Here is a 19,650-nt window from a genome sequence, read left to right on the forward strand (position 1 = left end):
GTGCAGGGCCAAAAAAGCCGACTAGGATGAGTCTGTTCAAATCCCTTTCAAGGATTGCAGACCATGACCTTCGTGTTGGCTCAATGGCTGGCGACGGTAATTGCGGTGATCGCTCTGGTACACCTGTATTGGGCGTTTGGCGGTGAATGGGCCGCCGTGGCGGCGGTGCCGCAGGTGCCGGTGGAGGGCGGTACGCGGTTGCAGCCGGCCTTCCAGCCCCGTGGCTGGATGACGATGCTGGTGGCGGCGGCGTTGCTGATCATTGCCCTGTTGGTGTGCCTGCGGGTTGGCTGGTGGCTGCCGCAGGTTGATCACCGAGGGTTGCAGTGGGTGATCAGCGTCATTGCGCTGTTGCTGTTCGCCCGGGCCATTGGTGATTCGGAGCTGGTGGGGTTTTTCAAGGAGGTCAAGGGTTCGCGGTTTGCGCGGCTGGATACCTGGGTCTACTCGCCGTTGTGTGTCTTGCTTGGGGCGGGGTTGTTGGCGGTGGCGTGGGTCTGAAACCCATTTCTCGCGGCCATGCCCGATCTACTGTGGGAGCCGGCCTGCCGGCGATAGCGTCCTGACAGACGACCTATTGTTTGTTGACCGAGCGATGGAGGTCAACGATGACGCGGGGAGCCTGACACCCCGCGGTGCTTTCGGTTTTTCGCGAGCAAGCTCGCTCCTACAGGAGGTGCACGCGGTCACCCACTTTCCGTACGCCGACTCGACACCTCCGCCGGCACATCATCCCCAGCCATGCGCTTGCGAAACAACGCCGCCCGGGCCAACAGCAATGTGGTCACCGGCACAGTAATCGCCAGCAGGATCGGAATCAGCCAGGCATGCAGGACCGGCCCTGACTTGAGCGCCGAAAAGAAGATGATCGAGGCCAGGGCCACGCACCAGGCGCCCAGGGTCGAGGCCAGGGCCGGTGGGTGCATGCGTTGGAAGTAATCCTTCATCCGCACCAGGCCGATGGCGCCCACCAGGGCAAACAGGCTGCCGAGCACCAGCAGGATGGCCACGGGTATTTCGACCCACAGGGACAAATGCGCATTCATTCGATCACCTCGCCACGCAGGAGGAATTTGGCCAGGGCGAACGAGCCGACGAAGCCGAACAGCGCGATCAGCAACGCGGCCTCGAAGTAAGTGTCACTGGCATAACGAATGCCCAGCGTCAGCATCATCAGCATCGCCACGATGTACAGGTAGTCCAGGGCCAGGACCCGGTCCTGGGCCGACGGTCCCTTGAACAGGCGGATCAGGGTCAGGATCATTGCCACGCAAAACAGGAACAGGCTCAGCAGGATCGCGTTCGACAGCAAGCTGCTCATTCGAAGATCTCCATCAGGGGGCGCTCGTAGGTCGCCTTGAAGTGCTGGATGAACAGCGCTTCGTCATCCAGGTCGAAGACGTGCAGCAGCAGGATGCTGCGGTCCAGCGCCAGTTCCGACCAGACCGTGCCGGGCACCACCGTGCAGATCATCGACAGCGCGGCCAGGCCGTTGGCGTCGCGCAGGTCCAGCGGTACCTTGATGAACGCCGAACGCGGTGGTCGGCGGCCAGCAGTGAGCACGCCAACGGCGACCGCCAGGTTGGATACCACCACATCGCGACCGACCAGCAGGAACAGGCGCAGGATCACCCCGGGCCGGCGGATACGGATCGGCAGCGGGCGCAGCTTGCGCATCATCAACGGCGCGCAAAACCCCAGCAGGGCACCCAACAGCAAGTTGCCGGGGCTCAGCGACAGGTTCAGCAGCAACCACAACAGCCACAGGGCCAGCGATAGCCACGGCGCAGGCAACAGGCGCTTCATGGTTGCACCTCCAGCAACGCCGCCTTGGCCTCAGGGCTTGGCACCGCACGGGTGCCGAGCACGGCCATCACATACTGCTGCGGGTTGTTCAGGGCATTGGCCGCCGCTTGTGTGTAGCGCAACAGCGGTTCTGCCTTGAACGTCAGCAGGATGCTCAGGCACAGCAGGGCGAAAATCGGTAAGCATTCCAGGCGCCGCAGCACAGGCGAGGGGCGTTCTGCCGGGGTCCAGAAACGCTGGATGCCCACACGGGAAAAGGCGATCAGCGACGCCAGTCCCGAGAGAATCAGCAACGCCAACAAGCCCCAGGCGGCATTCGAGACCGGCGCGTCGCTGCCGTTGCCCAGGCCCATCGGGTTGAGCAGGGCGCTGAGCAGGCTGAGCTTGCCGATGAACCCGGAAAGCGGCGGCATGCCGATGATCAACAAGGCGCAGGCGATGAAGCTCAGGCCGAGGAACGCCATGGTCCAGGGAATCACCTGGCCGACCACGGCTTTCTGGTCGTCGTCGAGGTTGATGCCCTTGACCGGATGCAACGACTCCAGCGGCCGTGGCAGCATTTCGTTTTCATCCTCCAGGGGGATTTCGTTGGCCGAGCGCGAACGTTCGATCAACTCCGCCAGCAGGAACAGCGCGCTCAGCGCCAGGGTCGAGCTGACCACATAGAACAGGGCCGCACCGATCAGGTTGGGCTGGGCGAAGCCGATGGCCGACAGCAGGATCCCCGCCGACACCAGGATGCTCAGGCTGGCCATGCGTTCCAGGCGTTGCGCCGCGAGGATCGCCAGGGCCGCGCAGACGATGGTGGCCATGCCGCCGTAGATCAGCCAGTCGCCACCGAAGTAGGCCGAGGCGCCGGCCTGACCGGAAAACAGCAGGGTCCACAGGCGCAGCAAGGTGTAGATGCCGACCTTGGTCATGATCGCGAACATAGCTGCCACCGGCGCGCTGGCCGAGGAGTAAGCCGGCACCAGCCAGAAATTCAGCGGCCACATCCCGGCCTTGGCCAGGAACGCCACCGCCAGGATGCCCGCGCCCGCGTGCAGCAGGCCGCGATCGGCCTCCGGCACCAGCGGGATCTTCAGCGCCAGGTCGGCCATGTTCAGGGTGCCGGTGACGCCGTAGATCAGCGCCGCGCCGATCAGGAACAGGGTCGATGCCAGCAGGTTGATCGAGATGTAGTGCAACCCCGACGATACCCGCGCCCGCCCCGAGCCATGCAGCATCAGGCCGTAGGACGCGGCCAGCAGCACTTCGAAAAACACGAACAGGTTGAACAGGTCCGCCGTGAGGAAGGCGCCGTACAGGCCCATCAACTGGATCTGGAACAGCGCGTGGAAGCTCGAACCGGCACTGTCCCAGCGCGCCATGGCGAACAGCAGGGCGCAGACGCCGATGATGCCGGTCAGCACCAGCATCAGCGCCGACAGGCGATCGACCACCAGCACCAGGCCGAACGGCACTTGCCAGTTGCCGGGCAGGTACACGCCGATGGAGCCGGCGATGCCGGTGCTTTGCGTCCATTGCAGCAGCACGACGGAAATACCGAGCCCGAGCAGGCTGGAGAACAGATTGATTTTCGCCTTGAGCGGGCGGTGTTTCTCGCCGAGCATCAGCATGATCGCGGCGGTCAGCAGCGGCAGGAGGATGGGCGCGACGATCAGGTGCGACAACGGATTCATTCCTTAGGCTCCCGGCCATCCACATGGTCGGTGCCGGTCAGGCCCCGGGAGGCCAGCAAGACCACCAGGAACAGCGCGGTCATGGCGAAACTGATGACGATCGCGGTCAGTACCAGCGCTTGCGGCAGCGGGTCGGTGTAGTGCAGCAGGTCCTGCGGCACGCCGTCCTTGATGATCGGCTCCTTGCCGATGAACAGGCTGCCCATGCTGAAGATGAACAGGTTGACGCCATACGACAGCAGGCACAGGCCCATGACCACCTGGAACGTCCGTGGACGCAGGATCAGCCAGACGCCGGACGCGGCCAGGACGCCGATGGCGATGGCGATGACTTCTTCCATCAGACAGCCTCCTTCATGACGGCGGGTTTTGGCTGGGCCGCGGTCTTGTGGCCCCGTACCGATTGGTGGGCGAGGGCGGTGAGGATCAACAGCGTCGAACCGACCACCACGGCGTACACGCCAACGTCGAAGAACAGGGCGCTGGCGATGTGGATGTCACCCAGCAACGGCAGCTCGAAGTGCCAGGTGTGGGTGGTCAGGAACGGATAGCCGACGACCATCGCGCCGAGGCCGGTGACGGTGGCGAACAGCAGGCCGACGCTCATCCAGCGCAGCGGACGCAGGCTCATTTGCGCTTCGACCCACTGGGTGCCGGCGACCATGTATTGCAGGATGAACGCCACCGACATCACCAGGCCCGCGACAAAACCGCCGCCTGGCTGGTTGTGGCCGCGCATGAACAGGTAGAACGAGATCACCAGCGCAACCGGCAGCAGCAGGCGCACCAGCACCGCCGGGACCATCATGAAACCGAGCGCGGTGTCGCTGGCGTGGCGCGGGTTGACCAGGTCGGTGACCACGTCGGGCGCGAGCAAGCGCTGTTGGGCTGGCAGCTGCATGCTTTCTTTCGGCGGGCGGAAACGTCGCAGCAGGGCGAACACGGTCAGGGCCACCGCCACCAGCACGGTGATTTCACCCAGGGTGTCGAAGCCGCGGAAGTCCACGAGCATCACGTTGACCACGTTGCTGCCGCCGCCCTCGGGCAGGGCGCGGCTCAGGTAGAAGGAGGAGATGTCGTTTGGCGTCTGCCGGGTCAGCATCGCATAGGCCAGCAACGCCATGCCGCCGCCGACCACGGCCGACAGCAGCAGGTCGCGAATACGGCGGATGCGCGCCTTGCGCAGGCTGCTCGGCAGTGGCGAGACCTCTTCGATTCGCCGTGGCAGCCAGCGCAGGCCCAGCAGGATCAGCACCGTGGTCACCACTTCGACCACCAGTTGCGTCAATGCCAGGTCCGGGGCCGAGAACCAGACGAAGGTCACGCAGGTCATCAGGCCGCAGACGCTGACCATGGTCAGGGCGGCCAGGCGGTGATACTTGGCCTGGTACGCGGCACCGAGGGCACAGGCAATCGCCAGTAGCCAGAGGATGACGAACACGATCGAGCCCGGAATCTTCGGCCGATCACCCCAATGCAGGCTGCTGTGCAGCATCGGGATCAACCCGGCCAGCACGGCGGCGAGCACCATCAGGAACAATTGGGTTTGCAGGCGCCGGGTGCTGATCCGTCGCTCAAGACGCCGGGCCAGGCGCATCTTGATCACCAGCAGGCGTTCGAACAGACGCTTGCCGTTGAACCGGCCAATCAGCGGTGGGTAACGGAAACGTCCGCGCTTGAGCTGATTGCGCAGCAGCAGGTACAAGAGAATGCCGCCGGACATGGCGACCAGGCTCATGATCATCGGCGCGTTCAGGCCGTGCCAGATCGCCAGGCTGTACTCCGGCAGGGTGCCGCCCACCACCGGCTGCGCAGCGGCAGCGAGCAGCGGGCCGACCACTTGCGCCGGGAAGATACCCACCACCAGGCAGGTGAACACCAGCAGCTCGACCGGCGCACGCATCCAGCGCGGCGGCTCGTGGGGCGTGTGGGGCAGGTCGGTGGCGGTCGGGCCGAAGAACACGTCCACGGTAAAGCGCAGGGAGTAGGCGACGCTGAAGGTCCCGGCGATGGTCGCAACGATCGGCAGGGTGGCTTCGATCCAGGCCGTGGCGTTGATGAACACGGTCTCGGCGAAGAACATCTCCTTGGACAGGAAGCCGTTGAGCAGCGGTACCCCGGCCATCGAGGCGCTGGCGACCATGGCCAGGGTCGCGGTGAACGGAATCAGTTTGAACAGGCCACTAAGCCTGCGGATATCACGGGTGCCGCTTTCGTGGTCGATGATCCCGGCGGCCATGAACAGCGAGGCCTTGAAGGTGGCATGGTTGAGGATGTGGAACACCGCGGCCACGGCGGCCAGCGGGCTGTTGAGGCCCAGCAGCAGGGTGATCAGGCCCAGGTGGCTGATGGTCGAGTAGGCCAGCAGGCCCTTGAGGTCGTTCTGGAACATCGCGCAATAGGCGCCGAGCAACAGGGTGCAGGCGCCGGCGCCGCTGACGATGTAGAACCATTCTTCGCTGCCGGACAGCGACGGCCACAGCCGGGCCAGCAGGAACACCCCGGCCTTGACCATGGTCGCCGAGTGCAGATAGGCCGATACCGGTGTCGGCGCGGCCATGGCGTGGGGCAGCCAGAAGTGGAAGGGGAATTGCGCACTTTTGCTCAGTGCGCCGATCAGGATCAGGGGTAGCAGGATGGGGTAGAGGGCATGTGCGCGAATCATGTCGCCGGCGGCCAGGACCTTGTCCAGGTCATAGCTGCCGACCACATGGCCAAGCAGCATGACCCCCGCCAGCAGGCACAGGCCACCCGCGCCGGTGACCATCAGCGCCATGTACGCGCCGCGTCGGGCGTCGGCGCGGTGGTGCCAGTAGCCGATCAACAGGAACGAGAAAAGGCTGGTCAGTTCCCAGAAAAAAACGATCTGGATCAGGTTGCCGGAGATCACCAGCCCGAGCATGGCGCCCATGAACGCCAGGAAAAACGCGAAGAACCGCGGCACCGGATCGTCCGGCGACATGTAGTAGCGGGCGTACAGCGACACCAGCGTGCCGATGCCCAGCACCAGCATCGAGAACAGCCAGGCGAAGCCATCCATGCGCAGGACGAAGTTCAGACCCAGGCTCGGCAGCCAGAAGAATTCTTCGCGGATCACGCCGCCATGGGCGATTTGCGGGTACAGCAGGGCAACCTGGACAGTGCCGATCAAGGCAACCAGGCCCGCCAGAAGTGATTCGGTATTACGCGCGTTGTGTGGCAGCACCGCTGCCAGACAGCTGCCTAAAAAAGGCAGAAGCAGTAGAACTATCAGGGACATAGGCTTCTAATCTGCGGAAGTTTATGAAGCATCATACGTGCCAGCTCCCGGATCGCCAAACGCCAAGCTGTCGCAGAATCCTACAAGGTAGACGGAAAAGTCTTGTTTATCATTGTTTCGAAGGGTGGTAATCAGCAGGTCTGGCCCCTTCGCGAGCAAGCCCGCTCCCACAGGGTGAAACGCGTTCCAAATGTGGGAGCGGGCTTGCTCGCGAAAGCTGTTTATCAAACGCCGCAAATATTGCGGTTCAACCCTGGGTTTCCCGCTCCAACTCTTCCTCAATAACAACCGCCTTACCCTTGGTCTTCAACTCACTGACAATCACCGCCGCCACGATCAACCCCGCACCGAGCAACGCAATCGCCGGCAGCCGCTCCCCGGCGATCCGCCCGACAATTCCGGCCCACACCGGCTCGCCGGCATAGATCAAGGTCGCCCGGGTCGGCGAAACACTCTTCTGCGCCCAGTTCATCGCCACCTGGATCGCCGCACTCGCCGCGCCCAATCCCAGCGCACTGCACAACAGCAGCCAGGAGAAGTCCGGAATGTGTTCCTGGGTCGGCACCACCATCAGGAACGACAGCAGCGACGTCACCGCCAATTGCACCACCGTCACCCGTTTCACATCGACCTGGCCGGCAAAGTTGCTGATCAAGATGATCTCGGCCGCAATGGCAATGGCGCTGATCAACGTGGCGATTTCACCGGGGCTGAAGTTCAGCGCCGCGCTGGAAGGCCCCGACAGCAACATCAACCCGGTAAACGCCAGCATGATCCCGATGCTGGGCATCAGCCCAGGACGACGTCCCAGCACCAGCCATTGCAGCAGCGGCACAAAGGGTACGTACAACGCGGTGATGAATGCCGACTGGCTGCTGGGGATGCTCTGCAACCCCACCGTCTGCAAGCCGTAACCGAGCATGATCGCCACGCCGATAAAGGCCCCGGCCTTGAGTTCGAACAGGGTCAATTGGCGCAGGCTGCGCCAGGAGAACAGGGCGACGATGATCGCGGCGGCGGCAAAGCGCAGGCCGACAAAAAACATCGGGCCGCTGACGGTCATCGCATGCTGGACCAGCAAAAAGGTGCCACCCCAGACCATGGTGATCAGCACCAGCACGCATTCTGCCTTGCTGAGCCGCAGGAAACGGGAGGAAGCCTGGGAGGAGTTCGCCGACGTCATGATCTTGCACACTATATGAGGGGGACGCACAATGCGTCGCAAGTTGGGCAGTATACTGCGCAACACCACCAAGTGAGCAATATAGTGCACAAAGATTCCTCGCCCCGGGCTTCGGTCCTGCAGCACGTCAGCCAGAACATTCGTCGGTTGCGCCATGCCGCCGACATGAGCCAGACCGCGTTGGCGGAAAAATCCGGGGTCAGCCGGCGGATGCTGGTGGCCATCGAGGCCGGCGAAAAGAACGTCAGCCTGACCACCCTTGACCGGGTGGCCGAAGCACTGGACGTGGCCTTCAGCGACCTGATCCAGGCCCCCGATGTGCGCGACCACAGCCGCATCAACGAGCTGGCCTGGGCCGGTACGATCCCCGGCAGCAAGGCGGTGCTGCTGGCCAAGGCCAACGCCAGCCGTGAAGTCGAACTCTGGGAATGGCGCCTCGAACCGGGCGAGCATTACCCCTCGGAGCCGGACGCCGATGGCTGGAGCGAACAGTTCTACGTATTCGAAGGCTGCCTGACGGTGATGGTCGGCGAGGTGCCGCACAAGATCGCCGCTGGCGAGTTCTTCATGTTCGCCAGTAACCAGCCCCACTCCTATCGCAACGATGGGCCGGTGGCGGTGCGGTTTGTGCGTAACGTGGTGATCTGACTGTTGGCCAGTCGCCGGGACTGCGGGGGGCCGAGCCATCGTCAGCAAGCCGGCTCCTACAGGTTCCTGGGTCGTTCACAAATTCTGTGGTCGCCTCAAACCCCCTGTGGGAGCGGGCTTGCTCGCGAAAGCGGTGTGACAGACGAAAACGATGTTGGATGTGCCGGCCTCTTCGCGAGCAAGCCCGCTCCCACATTGGACCGAGGCTCCTGGCGCCGACGCCTGTGGGTTGAACATCCATGACCTCGACCGACGCATCCTACTTTGGTACTGCTCGATGAGCCTTCCATGGGTTTGGCGCCTATTATCGTCGAGGATAAACACTGATCAGTGAGAACGGCATGAGTGAAACCCGAAACGGACAGGCAACTGACGCCATCCGTCACGCAGACATCCTGATCATCGGCGGCGGCCTCAGCGGCGCGATGCTGGCGGCGCAGTTGGTGCGCCTGCCGGGCAAGCGCCAGGTGCTGGTGATCGAACCGCGCGCCGAGCTGGGGCGCGGCGAGGCCTACAGCGCCGTGGAGCTGGGGCATACGCTCAACGGCAACGCGGCGCGCATGAGCGTCGACCCGGACAATGCCGATGACCTGACCCAGTGGCTGACCGACTACATTGCGGCCGGTGGCTGGCCGGAGTCGGATGAGCAGCATGTACCCATCAGTGAGCTGTTCCCGCCGCGGGGGATTTTCGGCCTGTATGTGCAGCAACGCCTGGCCGAGGCGCAAGCGGTGGGGGCATTGAGCGGCTCAACGGTCGAGCATGTGCGGGCCGAGGTGGTTGATCTGCAAACCGATCCGCAGTCGGTGCACTTGACCTTGAGCGACGGCCAGCGACTGCAGGGCTCTTTTGCGGTGCTCGCGACGGGCATGTTCCCGGCTGCGCGCACACCGCAGACTGAGTCCAGCGGCTTGAACGCGGCGGCGCTCGACCCGTGGGATGTGGCGGCGATGCAGCAGCTCGATCCGCAGTCGACGGTGCTGATCATCGGCTCGGGCCTGACCATGGTCGATGCCGTGGTGTCGCTGGAACAGGCCGGTCATCGCGGGCCGATCGAAGTGTTTTCCCGTCACGGCCTGCTGCCCCATGTGCGGCGCCAGCCACCGGCCTGGGTCGATTTCCTCGCCGAGGACCCGAGCATTCGCACGCCGCGACAGCTGGTACGTGAATTGCGCCGACATTGCCGCGACGCCATCGACCAGGGCATCGATTGGCAGGCCCCACTGGACACGGTGCGGGCGCACATCGGGCGCTTGTGGAACCAGGCCAGCGACGTGCAACGCCGTCAGTTCGTCAGGCATGTCCGGCCGTGGTGGGAAAGCCATCACCATCGCTCGCCGCCGCTGAGCGCCGAGCTGGTGGAGCGCTTGCACGGGGAAGGACGGTTGCGGATTCAGGCGGCGTCGTTCAAAGGGCTGGAACCTTCTTTGGGTCAAGCAGTGAGTATTCGTATCCGCCGTCGGGGCGAAGGGCAAACGGTGGTGGTCAGTGGCGCGGCGTTGATCAACTCCAGCGGCATCGAATACGACTGGCGTCGGGTGGCTCGACCGCTGCCCCGGCAACTGCTGGCGCGCGGGCTGATCCAGCCGGGACACCTGGCACTCGGCATCGCCGCAAAGGTCGACGGCGCGGTGCTGGATGCCGATGGCCAGGCTGCCAGCCGCTTGTTTGCCATGGGGCCACCGTTGCGCGGGATGTGGTGGGAGAGCACCGCCGTGACGGACGTGGCCAGTCAGGCCAAGGCGTTGGCCGCGCGTCTGGCATCGCCGTAAAGGTTGCGCAAATGAAGAAACCCCGCAATTGGCGGGGTTTCCTGTTTCAGGCAGCCCAAGGCCGTTGATCAATAACGCTGATATTTGGAGCCGAACTCAGGACGGTTTTCCGCGACGTAGAGTTTGTCTTTGTGGTCAGCGCTGACGGTGTTCATGTTCTGTGAGGCCGGTTGGCTCACTTTCACCGCTGCAACGATGGGGGAGGTGGCGTGTGGGGCGGCGATGGCGCCAGTGCTGCCAAGAACCGCAAGGGCGAAGCCGATACCGATGATGCTTTTCATGATGATGCTCCAGAGCGTGGGAAGAAGATGTGGCCACTGTAGGGCTGGAGCATCGCGATGAAAAAACACCTGTACGCATAGTCGTTATCGAGAACAGTGATCCTTGTACGAAAACTGTGGGAGCGAGCTTGCTCGCGATGGGGACCGGTCAGTCGATAATGATGTTGACTGACACGCCGTCATCGCGAGCAAGCTCGCTCCCACAATGGATATCTGTTGTTTTGGAGACCGCGATCAGTAGCGCTGATATTTCGGTGTATCGCTGATGTGTGCCTGAACGGTCCGAAATGGGCTTGTGCGTATCCAGACCGGGTTTCTATACAAACGGATACAAACCTGCGCAAAGATCCCCATCAACTGTGCGCATCGAGCATTTCCACCGGGTAGGAGAATACGTAGCCTTCGCTGCGCACGGTCTTGATGTAGGTCGGTTCCCGGGAGTCGTCCTTGAGCCGTTGGCGCAGGCGGCTGACCAGCAAGTCGATCGAGCGGTCGAACAGGTCGGCGTCGCGGCCCTGGGTCAGGTTGAGCAACTGGTCGCGACTGAGCACCCGTTGCGGATGATCGAGGAATACCCGCAGCAGCCGGTATTCGGCGCCACTGAGGGCCACCAGGGTGTCGTCTTCGTCCAGCAGGTGTCGGGCGGTGGTGTCCAGGCGCCAGCGACCGAAGCCGAGCATTCGCCCGCTTTCGCTGATCAGCAGGTTGGGTGGCAGCATGCGGGTGCGGCGCAGCACGGCATTGATCCGTGCCAGCAGTTCGCGGGCGGCGAAGGGTTTGGTCAGGTAGTCGTCGGCGCCCATTTCCAGACCGAGGATGCGGTCGGTTTCGTCATTGCGTGCGGTGAGCATCAGGATCGGCGTGGCCTTGTGCTTGCCCGCGCGCAGTTCGCGGCACAGGACCAGGCCGTCGTCGCCGGGGAGCATGATGTCGAGCACGATCAGGTCGACCTGGTTGCTTTCGAGGAAGCTGCGCATGTGCCGGCCGTCGGGAACCACGGTGGTGCGCAGGCCGTTTTTCTTCAGGTAGTTGCCGACCAGTTCGCGAATTTCACGGTCGTCGTCGACGATCAGGATGTGGTTGACGTGGTCCATCGGTCGATCCTCTTTTTTTGTCGTTGCCGGCCGCTGGGCCAACCATACATTTTGTAGACGCTGGCTTGTCTGGTCGCCGCATCGCATCGATGACGGCCTTACAGCCAACTAATCACTCACGGCTGTAACCAACCCATTGTGGGAGCTGGCCTGCCGGCGATGGCGGCCTGAGAGACGACCTATTATTTGTTGACTAAGTACACCTGACAGACAATCGTCGGCTCTCAGGACGCCATCGCCGGCAGGCCGGCTCCCACAGTAGATCGGGTACGGCCGCGAGAGAGTGGTCGCCTGTCAGACAGATGCACCGCAGCGGCTGATCCTGGAAACAACAAGCCGAAGCATTTGGCTTCGGCTCGCGTTTAACAATTTACATCAACTTGATCACGCAACCACTCGATAACACGGCACATAAGCCGCCCCACCCGGCAGTTTCATCCGGTGCTGGGCGACGAAGGCCTTGAGCAGTTGGTCCAGCGGCTGCATGACGGCCGCGTCACCACGGATCTGGTACGGGCCGTGTTTTTCGATCAGGCGGATGCCCTTGTCCTTGACGTTGCCGGCGACGATGCCGGAGAACGCGCGGCGCAGGTTGGCGGCCAGTTCGTGGGCCGGCAGGTCGCGGCTCAGCTTGAGGTTGGCCATGTTTTCGTGGGTCGGGTCGAAGGGGCGCTGGAAACCTTCGTCGATCTTCAGCAGCCAGTTGAAATGGAACGCGTCGTTGCGTTCGCGACGGAACTGTTTGACCGCCTTGAGGCCCTGGGTCATCTGCCGGGCGACTTCCGCCGGGTTGTCGATGATGATCTGGTAGTGCTTCTTGGCGGCCTCGCCCAGGGTGGCGCCGACGAACGCGTCGAGCTGTTCGAGGTAGGGCGCGGCATGTTTCGGCCCGGTGAGGATGACCGGGAAGGGCAGGCCCTGGTTGTCCGGATGCATCAGGATGCCGAGCAGGTACAGGAATTCTTCGGCGGTACCGGCACCGCCGGGGAAGATGATGATGCCGTGGCCGACGCGGACGAAGGCTTCCAGGCGCTTCTCGATGTCCGGCAGGATCACCAGTTCGTTGACGATCGGGTTCGGTGCTTCGGCAGCGATGATCCCGGGTTCAGTCAGGCCCAGGTAGCGCCCGCCGTGGATGCGCTGCTTGGCATGGGCGATAGTGGCGCCTTTCATCGGGCCTTTCATCACGCCGGGGCCGCAACCGGTGCACACGTCCAGGCTGCGCAGGCCCAGTTCGTGGCCGACTTTCTTGGTGTATTTGTATTCTTCGGTGTTGATCGAGTGACCGCCCCAGCACACCACGATCTTTGGCTCGACGCCAGGGCGCAGGGTGCGGGCGTTGCGCAGCAGGTGGAAGACGTAGTCGCTGATGCCCTGGGAGGTGCTCAGGTCGATGCGTTGGCTGTCGAGTTCGTTTTCGGTGTAGACGATGTCGCGCAGGGCGCTGAACAGCATTTCACGGGTGCTGGCAATCATTTCACCGTCGACGAAGGCGTCGGCCGGGGCGTTCAGCAGTTCCAGGCGTACGCCGCGGTCTTGCTGGTGGATGCGGATTTCGAAGTCCTTGTAGGCTTCGAGGATGGTCTTGGCGTTATCGACGTGGGCGCCGGTGTTGAGGATGGCCAGGGCGCACTGGCGGAAGATGTCGTAGGTGCTGCCGGATCCGGCTTCGCTCAGTTGCTGGACTTCCCGTTGAGAGAGTGTTTCCAGGCTGCCTTTCGGGCTGACCGAAGCATTGATTACTTGTCGTTGGGTCATTCAATGATCCTTAAAACGATGTCATTCACGCGCAAACAACGAATGGCATCCGAATAGAGAGTATCCATGAAAGAAGATGGCACGAACTGCGCGGTCTCGCCACGTCCTCCTTTTGATGATGTATAGATGAAAAGGAGCCCCAGCATAGCTAAATCCGTCGCAGAGGCGATAATGACCCGCGGTCTTTTTGTCCTGCGAGCCTTTTTACCATTGAAGCCAAGGAATCCCGACGTCATGTTCGAAATCCAGCCGATGAACGCCGACGACTATCGGCAACGGACGCGGCGCAGCACGGTGATGATCGCGCTGATCTTCCTGGCGCTGGCGATGGCCCTGTCCACCGCGGCGGTGACTTTGTTCGGCGAGCCCGGCGGGGACAACCTGCGCTTCAACATCGGCGGAGTGTTTGCCGCGGTATTGATCATGGCCGGGTTGATGCGCAAGCTGTTCTGGCATCAGGAATGGATGGCGCCGGCGGTCTACAGCTGGCAGCTCAAGCGCAGCCTGATGAGCATCACCAACGTCATGCACCACCTCAAGGCCGCCGTGGAGGCGGGGGATCCGGACGCCATGAAGCTGTTGCGCTTCTATCACCTGGGATTGAGCCAGATGCATCAACTGGACGGTAACTCCAGCGATGATGCGCAATTGCACCGGGAAATGCAGCAGCATGAGGCGCGGATGCAGGCGCTGGGTATCGACCCCCGGCAAACCCGATTGAATCCGGCGTGGCTCGAAGCCCTGAAGCCGCCGCGCAGTTGAACCCGCTCAAACCCGCAGGCGCAGTGTTTCGAAGAGTTGCCGGTCTTCCTTCCTGGCCGAACGCGCATGCCGACGAATGACCTGCAGCAGGCACTCGGTGAAACACTGGGCCGAATGGCTTAACGCGCCATTGCGCCGAGTCACGATGCTCAACTGCCGGGATTCGAATTGTTCGTTCAGGTCCAGGGCCACCAGGCGTCCGAGGAACGGCGGGGCAATGCTGACGATGGAAGGGCCCCAGGTGCACATGTCCGCCCGTTCGACCAGCATCTGCAAGATGGCCAGTGAATGGGCCCTGACGATGCGGTTCTCGTCGATTTGCGCGCCGTGTTGCCAGAACAATGCCTGCATCAACCCGGCGTGGCCGTCCGGCGCATAGTTCAGGGTCCAGTTCTGGTCCAGCAGTTCGTGGATCGAACGCGCATTTTGTCGCGCATGGCCCTCGCGCACCAGCACCGACGTCTGGTAGTCGAGCAGGGTTTCACAGGCAAACTCCTGGGTGGTCTGCGCCGGGTGCAGCTGGCCGATGGCGAAATCCATGCTGCCGTCGCGCAGCAGTGGTTGGGCCACGGCCATCAGGCTTTCGTACAGTTCCAGCCTGATGTGCGGCATCCGCTCGCGAAATGCCAGGACCACTTCAGGCAGGAATGTCAGGGCGATCCAGGGCGTGACCCCGACGCAAAGCCTGCCCTGGGCCTTGCCACGCATGTGATCGAGTTCGGTTTGCGCATGTTCGAGTTGTTTGATCACCAGGCGCGCGTGGGTCAGCAGGACTTTGCCGTACTCGGTGAAGTTCAGGCCGCTGGGGGTTCGGCTGAACAAGGGCAACTGCTGGCTGGTTTCCAGCTCCCGCAGCGCCTTGGTCACGGCCGCCTGGGAGATGTTCAGCGAACGGGCGGCGGCGCGGATGCTGCCGGTCTCGGCGCTGGCGATCAGTGCTTGTAATTGATGCAGTTTCATCTGCTAACCCTTGAGACAACCATTGGTTGTCATCATAACCAAACTGGGCCTCCCCAGCCCAGGGGCTGTTCCCTAAGATCGATTCCAGCAGCGCTTTCCAAGGCGCGCCGCCTCAATCGAAGGAGAACGACAATGGATGCCGGCCAGGTGCTGCCAGGTATTGCAGCGCTACAAGATGAAATGATTGCGTTGCGTCACAAGATTCACGCGCATCCCGAACTGGGTTTTGAGGAGTTTGCTACCAGCGAACTGGTGGCCCGCTGCTTGCGCCAGTGGGGATTCGAGGTCAGCACCGGTGTGGGCAAGACGGGCGTGGTCGGCACCCTGAAAAATGGTGAGGGCCGTTCCATCGGCTTGCGGGCGGACATGGATGCCTTGCCGATTCAGGAAACCACAGGATTGCCCTACGCCAGTCGCAACGACGGGGTCATGCATGCCTGTGGCCACGACGGGCATACGGCAACCCTGCTGACAGCGGCCAGGTACCTGGCGCAAACCCGGGCATTCAAAGGCACGCTGCAGGTGATTTTCCAGCCGGCTGAAGAAGGTCTGGGTGGTGCGCGGAAAATGCTCGAGGACGGCCTGCTCGAACGTTTCCCCTGCGATGCGATTTTCGCCCTGCATAACGTGCCGGGTCATCCCGTCGGGCATCTGGGATTCTACAGCGGGCCGTTCATGGCCTCTGCCGACACGGTCACGATCAAGATCATCGGCACCGGTGGTCACGGTGCGGTACCGCACAAGGCCGTCGACCCGGTGGTGGTCTGCGCTTCGATCGTGATCGCCCTGCAAAGCATCGTCTCGCGCAACGTCAACCCGCAAGACACGGCGATCATCACCGTCGGCTCCATTCATGCCGGCAGCGCCTCGAATGTCATCCCGGCCAGCGCCGAGATGAGCCTGAGCGTGCGCGCACTGACCCCCGAGATTCGCCAGTTGCTCGAATCGCGGATTACCGCGCTGGTCACTGCACAGGCCGCCAGTTTCGGCGCCCAGGCGCATATCGATTACCAGCATTGCCATCCGGTACTGATCAACGATCCCGCGTCGACCGCGTTTGCCCGGGCCGTCGCCAGTGACTGGTTAGGCGACGAGCAGTTGATCGACGACCTGCGCCCCTTCACCGCCAGTGAAGACTTTGCCTTCATCCTTGAGCAATGCCCCGGCAGCTATCTGGTGATCGGCAACGGCGATGGGGACAGCGGCTGCCTGCTGCACAACCCCGGCTACGACTTCAATGATGCGTGCCTGCCGATCGGCGCGAGTTACTGGGTCAAGTTGGTGGAAAGCTTTTTGCGTTGAAACACCGTCATTTCAAGCGCCTGTCATTACAAAAACAACTGCGGCCTGGAGAAGAAGGACATGAACAAGATACTTGCAGCGGTTTCACTGCTGGCAATCACGGCATCGAGCCTTGCGGGCGCGGCCGACTGGTCTGGAAAAACCCTGAGACTGGGGGTGGACCCCACCTATCCGCCGCTGGAATACAAGCAGCGGGACGGCACGCTGACCGGTTTCGGGGTCGACATTGCCGAGGCGCTTTGCGCGCAGTTGCAGGCGCATTGCGTCTGGGTGGAGAGCAGCTGGGACGGGATGATCCCGGGCTTGCTGGCGCGCAAGTTCGACGCGGTGGCGTCTTCGATGACGGTCACGCCCAAGCGAATGGAGCAGATTGCGTTCACCGACAAGGTGTCGAATGCGCCGGCTCGCCTGGTGGTCAAGCGCGGCTCGGGTTTGCTGCCAACCCTTGAATCGCTCAAGGGCAAACGCATCGGTGTGGAGCAGGGCTCGACGCAGGAGGCCTATGCCAAGGCCGTGTGGGGTTCAAAAGGCGTGGAAGTCCTGTCCTATCAGAATCAGGACCAGGTGTATGCCGATCTGGTGGTGGGACGCCTCGACGCTTCGCTGCAGGGCTCTATCCAGGCCAGTTACGGATTCTTGAACACGGCCGTGGGCAAGGATTACGAGTTCGCCGGCGCCACCCTGGACGATCCGCAGTTTTTCGGCGTGGGCGATGGCATCGGTGTGCGCAAGAACGATGTCGAGTTGCGCGAGGACTTGAACAAGGCCCTGGCGGCGATTCTCGCCGACGGCACTTACGAACGGATCAACAAGAAGTACTTCGATTTCGACGTCTACGGCGCGAAATGACCGGCATGCCCGTTCAGCCCATCCAATAAGAACACTCAATAAGAAGAAGGAGAGTGAAATGCTTCTGGAAGGCTTTGGCCCGCAGATTCTGCTCGGCACCCTGGCCACCATCAAACTGGCGCTCTGGTCGCTGCTGATCGCGGTCCTGGCAGGGCTGCTCGGGGCCAGTTCCAAGCTGTCGTCCAATCGCTTGTTGCGAGCGCTGGCCACCGGCTACACGACGGTTATCCGCAGCATGCCGGACCTGGTGATCATGCTGCTGCTGTTCTTCAGCCTGCAGATGCTGCTCAACCGCATGACCGACTGGCTGGGCATCGGGCAAATCGAGATCGACCCCTTCCTGGCAGGCGTGGTGACGCTGGCGTTCATCTACGGGGCCTACTTTACCGAGACCTTCCGGGGGGCGTTCCAGGCCGTGCCGGCAGGCCAGGTCGAGGCGGCGCGGGCCTACGGCATGAGCCGTGGGCAAACCTTTCGCAAGGTGCTCCTGCCGCAAATGCTGCGCCACGCACTACCAGGCATCGGCAACAACTGGCAGGTGTTGATCAAGTCCACGGCGCTGGTATCGATCATCGGCCTGACCGATGTGGTCAAGGCCACCCAGGATGCGGGCAAGGGCTCGATGCAATTCTTTTACTTCACCCTGGTGGGCGGCCTGATCTACCTGGCGATCACCAGTGTGTCCAACGTCGTCCTGCTGTGGCTGGAGCACCGCTACTCGGTCGGTGTCAGGAAGGCCGCGCTATGAACGGTATTCTCGAAGAGTATTGGCAGGCTTACCTGTGGAGCGACGGGCCACACTTTTCCGGGTTGGCGGTGACCTTGTGGCTGCTGATTCTTTCGGTGGTGATCGGGTTTGTGCTGGCGGTTCCGTTGTCGATCGCGCGCGTCAGTCGCAATCCGCTGCTGCGCTTGCCGGTCTGGTGCTACACCTACGTGTTTCGCGGCACGCCTTTGTACATCCAGCTGCTGTTCTTCTACACCGGGGTGTACAGCCTGCATGTGGTCCGCTCCCAGGACTTTCTCAACGCGTTCTTCCGTGACGGATTCAACTGCACGGTGCTGGCGTTCGGGCTCAATACCTGTGCCTACATGACCGAAATCTTTGCCGGCGCCATCCGGGCCACGCCCCATGGCGAAATCGAGGCGGCCAGGGCCTACGGGATGGGGCGGTGGACCCTCTATCGGCGCATCGTATTGCCGTCGGCCCTGCGTCGGGCACTGCCGTTCTTCAGCAACGAAGTGATCCTGATGCTGCATTCCACCTCAGTGGCATTTACCGCCACGGTCCCCGACTTGCTGAAGATTGCCCGTGACGTCAATTCGGCGACCTACGCCTCCTTTACCGCTTTCGGTATTGCCGGGCTGCTGTATGCCGCCAGCGCATTTTTGCTGATCTGGCTGTTTCGTCGTGGCGAACTGCATTGGCTGGCCTACCTCAAGCCGCGCACGCACTGACCCCTATTGGACTTGCTCGAATGTATAAATTGATCGTTGAAGATGTGCACAAGAACTACGGCAGTCACGAAGTCCTGAAGGGGGTATCGCTCAAGGCCCGCGCCGGCGACGTGATCAGCATCATCGGCTCCTCGGGATCCGGCAAAAGCACGTTTCTGCGCTGCATCAACCATCTCGAACAGCCATCGGCCGGGCGCATCATCGTCAATGCCGAAGAACTGCGGACCCGCCGCGATGCCAGGGGACAGCTGTGCGTGGTCGATCCCGGACAATTGCGGGTCATGCGCAGCCAGCTGTCGATGGTGTTCCAGCACTTCAATCTGTGGAGCCACATGACGGTGCTGGACAACATCATCGAGTGTCCGATGAGCGTGCTCGGCGTCAGTCGGGCGCAGGCGACGGAGCGGGCGCGGCATTACCTCGCCAAGGTCGGCCTGCCCGCCAAGGTGGAAGGGCAGTATCCGGTGCATCTATCCGGCGGCCAGCAACAGCGGGTGGCCATTGCCCGGGCGCTGGCCATGGAGCCGCAGGTGATGCTGTTCGACGAGCCGACGTCCGCGCTGGATCCCGAACTGGTCGGTGAAGTGCTCAAGGTCATGCAGCAACTGGCCGAGGAGGGCCGGACCATGGTGGTGGTCACCCATGAAATGGCGTTCGCCCGGCAGGTCTCCAACCACGTCATGTTTCTGCATCAGGGCCGGGTGGAGGAGCAGGGCGCACCGGCCAGCGTCCTGGAGTATCCGCGAAGCGAGCGGCTGCAGCAGTTCCTGGCGGGGAGCCTGAAGTAACGCTGCACGGAATGTCGCAACAGCCCATGTATACTGGTCGTGGTTAAA

21 protein-coding genes are annotated in these 19,650 nt (G+C 62.5%); 9 read left to right on the plus strand and 12 right to left on the minus strand.

The window, feature by feature from the left end:
* Positions 1 to 63: 63 nt before the first annotated feature.
* Entirely contained in the window at positions 64 to 501 is a 438-nt protein-coding gene (locus tag SOP95_RS19705) for a DUF3995 domain-containing protein (protein WP_323608032.1), read from the plus strand.
* 185 nt (positions 502 to 686) lie between these two features.
* Here the strand turns inward: SOP95_RS19705 and SOP95_RS19710 are convergent, their stop codons facing one another.
* The 7 genes from SOP95_RS19710 to SOP95_RS19740 all read right to left on the minus strand — a co-directional run bounded on the left by SOP95_RS19710 (position 687) and on the right by SOP95_RS19740 (position 8,020).
* Complete coding sequence (locus SOP95_RS19710; protein ID WP_274077443.1) at positions 687 to 1,046, minus strand: Na+/H+ antiporter subunit G; 360 nt, start codon at positions 1,044 to 1,046, stop codon at positions 687 to 689.
* Positions 1,043 to 1,321 (minus strand): K+/H+ antiporter subunit F, encoded by a 279-nt coding sequence (locus tag SOP95_RS19715; protein WP_008063386.1) that lies wholly within the window; start codon positions 1,319 to 1,321, stop codon positions 1,043 to 1,045. The genes SOP95_RS19710 and SOP95_RS19715 overlap by 4 nt, the downstream gene beginning before the upstream one ends.
* Positions 1,318 to 1,806, minus strand: coding sequence for a Na+/H+ antiporter subunit E (locus SOP95_RS19720; RefSeq protein ID WP_323608033.1), 489 nt, complete (start codon positions 1,804 to 1,806; stop codon positions 1,318 to 1,320). The genes SOP95_RS19715 and SOP95_RS19720 overlap by 4 nt, the downstream gene beginning before the upstream one ends.
* Positions 1,803 to 3,488 (minus strand): monovalent cation/H+ antiporter subunit D, encoded by a 1,686-nt coding sequence (locus tag SOP95_RS19725; protein WP_323608034.1) that lies wholly within the window; start codon positions 3,486 to 3,488, stop codon positions 1,803 to 1,805. Before SOP95_RS19725 ends, SOP95_RS19720 begins: the two co-directional genes overlap by 4 nt.
* Positions 3,485 to 3,829: a Na+/H+ antiporter subunit C gene (locus SOP95_RS19730; RefSeq protein WP_007986256.1), complete on the minus strand. Its 345-nt coding sequence runs from the start codon at positions 3,827 to 3,829 to the stop codon at positions 3,485 to 3,487. Before SOP95_RS19730 ends, SOP95_RS19725 begins: the two co-directional genes overlap by 4 nt.
* Positions 3,829 to 6,747 carry a monovalent cation/H+ antiporter subunit A gene (locus tag SOP95_RS19735; RefSeq protein WP_323608039.1) on the minus strand — a complete coding sequence of 973 codons (2,919 nt, stop codon included), beginning with the start codon at positions 6,745 to 6,747 and terminating at the stop codon, positions 3,829 to 3,831. Before SOP95_RS19735 ends, SOP95_RS19730 begins: the two co-directional genes overlap by 1 nt.
* Before the next feature lie 247 nt (positions 6,748 to 6,994).
* Positions 6,995 to 8,020: a DMT family transporter gene (locus SOP95_RS19740; RefSeq protein WP_323608040.1), complete on the minus strand. Its 1,026-nt coding sequence runs from the start codon at positions 8,018 to 8,020 to the stop codon at positions 6,995 to 6,997.
* Between SOP95_RS19740 and SOP95_RS19745 the strand changes: the two genes are divergently transcribed.
* Both SOP95_RS19745 and SOP95_RS19750 read left to right on the plus strand, forming a co-directional pair.
* Positions 8,015 to 8,578: a helix-turn-helix domain-containing protein gene (locus tag SOP95_RS19745; protein ID WP_323608041.1), complete on the plus strand. Its 564-nt coding sequence runs from the start codon at positions 8,015 to 8,017 to the stop codon at positions 8,576 to 8,578. The two genes, SOP95_RS19740 and SOP95_RS19745, sit on opposite strands and share 6 nt — an antisense overlap.
* Positions 8,579 to 8,919: 341 nt before the next feature.
* The gene (locus tag SOP95_RS19750) at positions 8,920 to 10,350 is read left to right on the plus strand and encodes an FAD/NAD(P)-binding protein (protein WP_323608042.1); all 1,431 of its coding nucleotides are present in this window, start codon (positions 8,920 to 8,922) and stop codon (positions 10,348 to 10,350) included.
* Between the two features lie 68 nt (positions 10,351 to 10,418).
* Here SOP95_RS19750 and SOP95_RS19755 read toward each other — a convergent pair whose 3' ends face one another.
* The 4 genes from SOP95_RS19755 to SOP95_RS19770 form a co-directional block, all read right to left on the minus strand.
* On the minus strand, positions 10,419 to 10,631 hold the full coding sequence (locus SOP95_RS19755; RefSeq protein ID WP_274077436.1) for a hypothetical protein: 213 nt from the start codon (positions 10,629 to 10,631) through the stop codon (positions 10,419 to 10,421).
* Positions 10,632 to 10,984: 353 nt separating this feature from the next.
* A complete protein-coding gene (locus tag SOP95_RS19760) occupies positions 10,985 to 11,725 on the minus strand; it encodes a response regulator (protein WP_323608043.1) in 741 nt (246 codons plus the stop codon).
* 384 nt (positions 11,726 to 12,109) lie between these two features.
* The gene (gene ppnN / locus SOP95_RS19765; RefSeq protein WP_323608044.1) at positions 12,110 to 13,483 is read right to left on the minus strand and encodes a nucleotide 5'-monophosphate nucleosidase PpnN; all 1,374 of its coding nucleotides are present in this window, start codon (positions 13,481 to 13,483) and stop codon (positions 12,110 to 12,112) included.
* A complete protein-coding gene (locus tag SOP95_RS19770; RefSeq protein WP_274077433.1) occupies positions 13,480 to 13,719 on the minus strand; it encodes a hypothetical protein in 240 nt (79 codons plus the stop codon). The genes ppnN and SOP95_RS19770 overlap by 4 nt, the downstream gene beginning before the upstream one ends.
* On the opposite strand from SOP95_RS19770, the gene SOP95_RS19775 reads away from it, so the two are divergent.
* The gene (locus SOP95_RS19775) at positions 13,718 to 14,245 is read left to right on the plus strand and encodes a DUF3087 domain-containing protein (protein ID WP_323608045.1); all 528 of its coding nucleotides are present in this window, start codon (positions 13,718 to 13,720) and stop codon (positions 14,243 to 14,245) included. The two genes, SOP95_RS19770 and SOP95_RS19775, sit on opposite strands and share 2 nt — an antisense overlap.
* Positions 14,246 to 14,251: 6 nt before the next feature.
* Here SOP95_RS19775 and SOP95_RS19780 read toward each other — a convergent pair whose 3' ends face one another.
* Positions 14,252 to 15,205, minus strand: coding sequence for a LysR substrate-binding domain-containing protein (locus SOP95_RS19780; RefSeq protein WP_323608046.1), 954 nt, complete (start codon positions 15,203 to 15,205; stop codon positions 14,252 to 14,254).
* 132 nt (positions 15,206 to 15,337) lie between these two features.
* Here SOP95_RS19780 and SOP95_RS19785 point away from each other — a divergent pair, with 132 nt between their 5' ends.
* From SOP95_RS19785 to SOP95_RS19805, 5 genes are read left to right on the plus strand one after another with little or no spacing between them, the layout of a single operon-like run.
* The gene (locus SOP95_RS19785; RefSeq protein ID WP_323608047.1) at positions 15,338 to 16,507 is read left to right on the plus strand and encodes a M20 aminoacylase family protein; all 1,170 of its coding nucleotides are present in this window, start codon (positions 15,338 to 15,340) and stop codon (positions 16,505 to 16,507) included.
* 60 nt (positions 16,508 to 16,567) lie between these two features.
* Positions 16,568 to 17,356 (plus strand): ABC transporter substrate-binding protein, encoded by a 789-nt coding sequence (locus tag SOP95_RS19790; RefSeq protein WP_274077429.1) that lies wholly within the window; start codon positions 16,568 to 16,570, stop codon positions 17,354 to 17,356.
* A gap of 58 nt (positions 17,357 to 17,414) precedes the next feature.
* A complete protein-coding gene (locus tag SOP95_RS19795; protein WP_274077428.1) occupies positions 17,415 to 18,104 on the plus strand; it encodes an ABC transporter permease in 690 nt (229 codons plus the stop codon).
* On the plus strand, positions 18,101 to 18,814 hold the full coding sequence (locus SOP95_RS19800) for an ABC transporter permease (RefSeq protein ID WP_274077427.1): 714 nt from the start codon (positions 18,101 to 18,103) through the stop codon (positions 18,812 to 18,814). The genes SOP95_RS19795 and SOP95_RS19800 overlap by 4 nt, the downstream gene beginning before the upstream one ends.
* 20 nt (positions 18,815 to 18,834) lie before the next feature.
* Positions 18,835 to 19,602, plus strand: a complete 768-nt coding sequence (locus SOP95_RS19805) for an ABC transporter ATP-binding protein (protein WP_323608048.1) — start codon at positions 18,835 to 18,837, stop codon at positions 19,600 to 19,602.
* Positions 19,603 to 19,650: the final 48 nt, after the last annotated feature.

Origin of the sequence: Pseudomonas sp. YuFO8, assembly GCF_035065025.1 — a bacterium.
Classification (GTDB): Bacteria; Pseudomonadota; Gammaproteobacteria; order Pseudomonadales; family Pseudomonadaceae; genus Aquipseudomonas; species Aquipseudomonas putida_AE.

Bases quoted from the DNA above. Each gene is read 5' to 3' on its own strand.
- SOP95_RS19795 (WP_274077428.1), top strand. From the start codon at position 17,415: ATGCTTCTGGAAGGCTTTGGCCCGCAGATTCTGCTCGGCACCCTGGCC.
- SOP95_RS19725 (WP_323608034.1), bottom strand. From the start codon at position 3,488: ATGAATCCGTTGTCGCACCTGATCGTCGCGCCCATCCTCCTGCCGCTG.
- SOP95_RS19720 (WP_323608033.1), bottom strand. From the start codon at position 1,806: ATGAAGCGCCTGTTGCCTGCGCCGTGGCTATCGCTGGCCCTGTGGCTG.
- SOP95_RS19780 (WP_323608046.1), bottom strand. From the start codon at position 15,205: ATGAAACTGCATCAATTACAAGCACTGATCGCCAGCGCCGAGACCGGC.
- SOP95_RS19750 (WP_323608042.1), top strand. From the start codon at position 8,920: ATGAGTGAAACCCGAAACGGACAGGCAACTGACGCCATCCGTCACGCA.
- SOP95_RS19790 (WP_274077429.1), top strand. From the start codon at position 16,568: ATGAACAAGATACTTGCAGCGGTTTCACTGCTGGCAATCACGGCATCG.
- SOP95_RS19755 (WP_274077436.1), bottom strand. From the start codon at position 10,631: ATGAAAAGCATCATCGGTATCGGCTTCGCCCTTGCGGTTCTTGGCAGC.
- SOP95_RS19710 (WP_274077443.1), bottom strand. From the start codon at position 1,046: ATGAATGCGCATTTGTCCCTGTGGGTCGAAATACCCGTGGCCATCCTG.
- SOP95_RS19760 (WP_323608043.1), bottom strand. From the start codon at position 11,725: ATGGACCACGTCAACCACATCCTGATCGTCGACGACGACCGTGAAATT.
- SOP95_RS19805 (WP_323608048.1), top strand. From the start codon at position 18,835: ATGTATAAATTGATCGTTGAAGATGTGCACAAGAACTACGGCAGTCAC.
- ppnN (WP_323608044.1), bottom strand. From the start codon at position 13,483: ATGACCCAACGACAAGTAATCAATGCTTCGGTCAGCCCGAAAGGCAGC.
- SOP95_RS19705 (WP_323608032.1), top strand. From the start codon at position 64: ATGACCTTCGTGTTGGCTCAATGGCTGGCGACGGTAATTGCGGTGATC.
- SOP95_RS19800 (WP_274077427.1), top strand. From the start codon at position 18,101: ATGAACGGTATTCTCGAAGAGTATTGGCAGGCTTACCTGTGGAGCGAC.
- SOP95_RS19735 (WP_323608039.1), bottom strand. From the start codon at position 6,747: ATGTCCCTGATAGTTCTACTGCTTCTGCCTTTTTTAGGCAGCTGTCTG.
- SOP95_RS19775 (WP_323608045.1), top strand. From the start codon at position 13,718: ATGTTCGAAATCCAGCCGATGAACGCCGACGACTATCGGCAACGGACG.
- SOP95_RS19715 (WP_008063386.1), bottom strand. From the start codon at position 1,321: ATGAGCAGCTTGCTGTCGAACGCGATCCTGCTGAGCCTGTTCCTGTTT.
- SOP95_RS19770 (WP_274077433.1), bottom strand. From the start codon at position 13,719: ATGACGTCGGGATTCCTTGGCTTCAATGGTAAAAAGGCTCGCAGGACA.
- SOP95_RS19785 (WP_323608047.1), top strand. From the start codon at position 15,338: ATGGATGCCGGCCAGGTGCTGCCAGGTATTGCAGCGCTACAAGATGAA.
- SOP95_RS19730 (WP_007986256.1), bottom strand. From the start codon at position 3,829: ATGGAAGAAGTCATCGCCATCGCCATCGGCGTCCTGGCCGCGTCCGGC.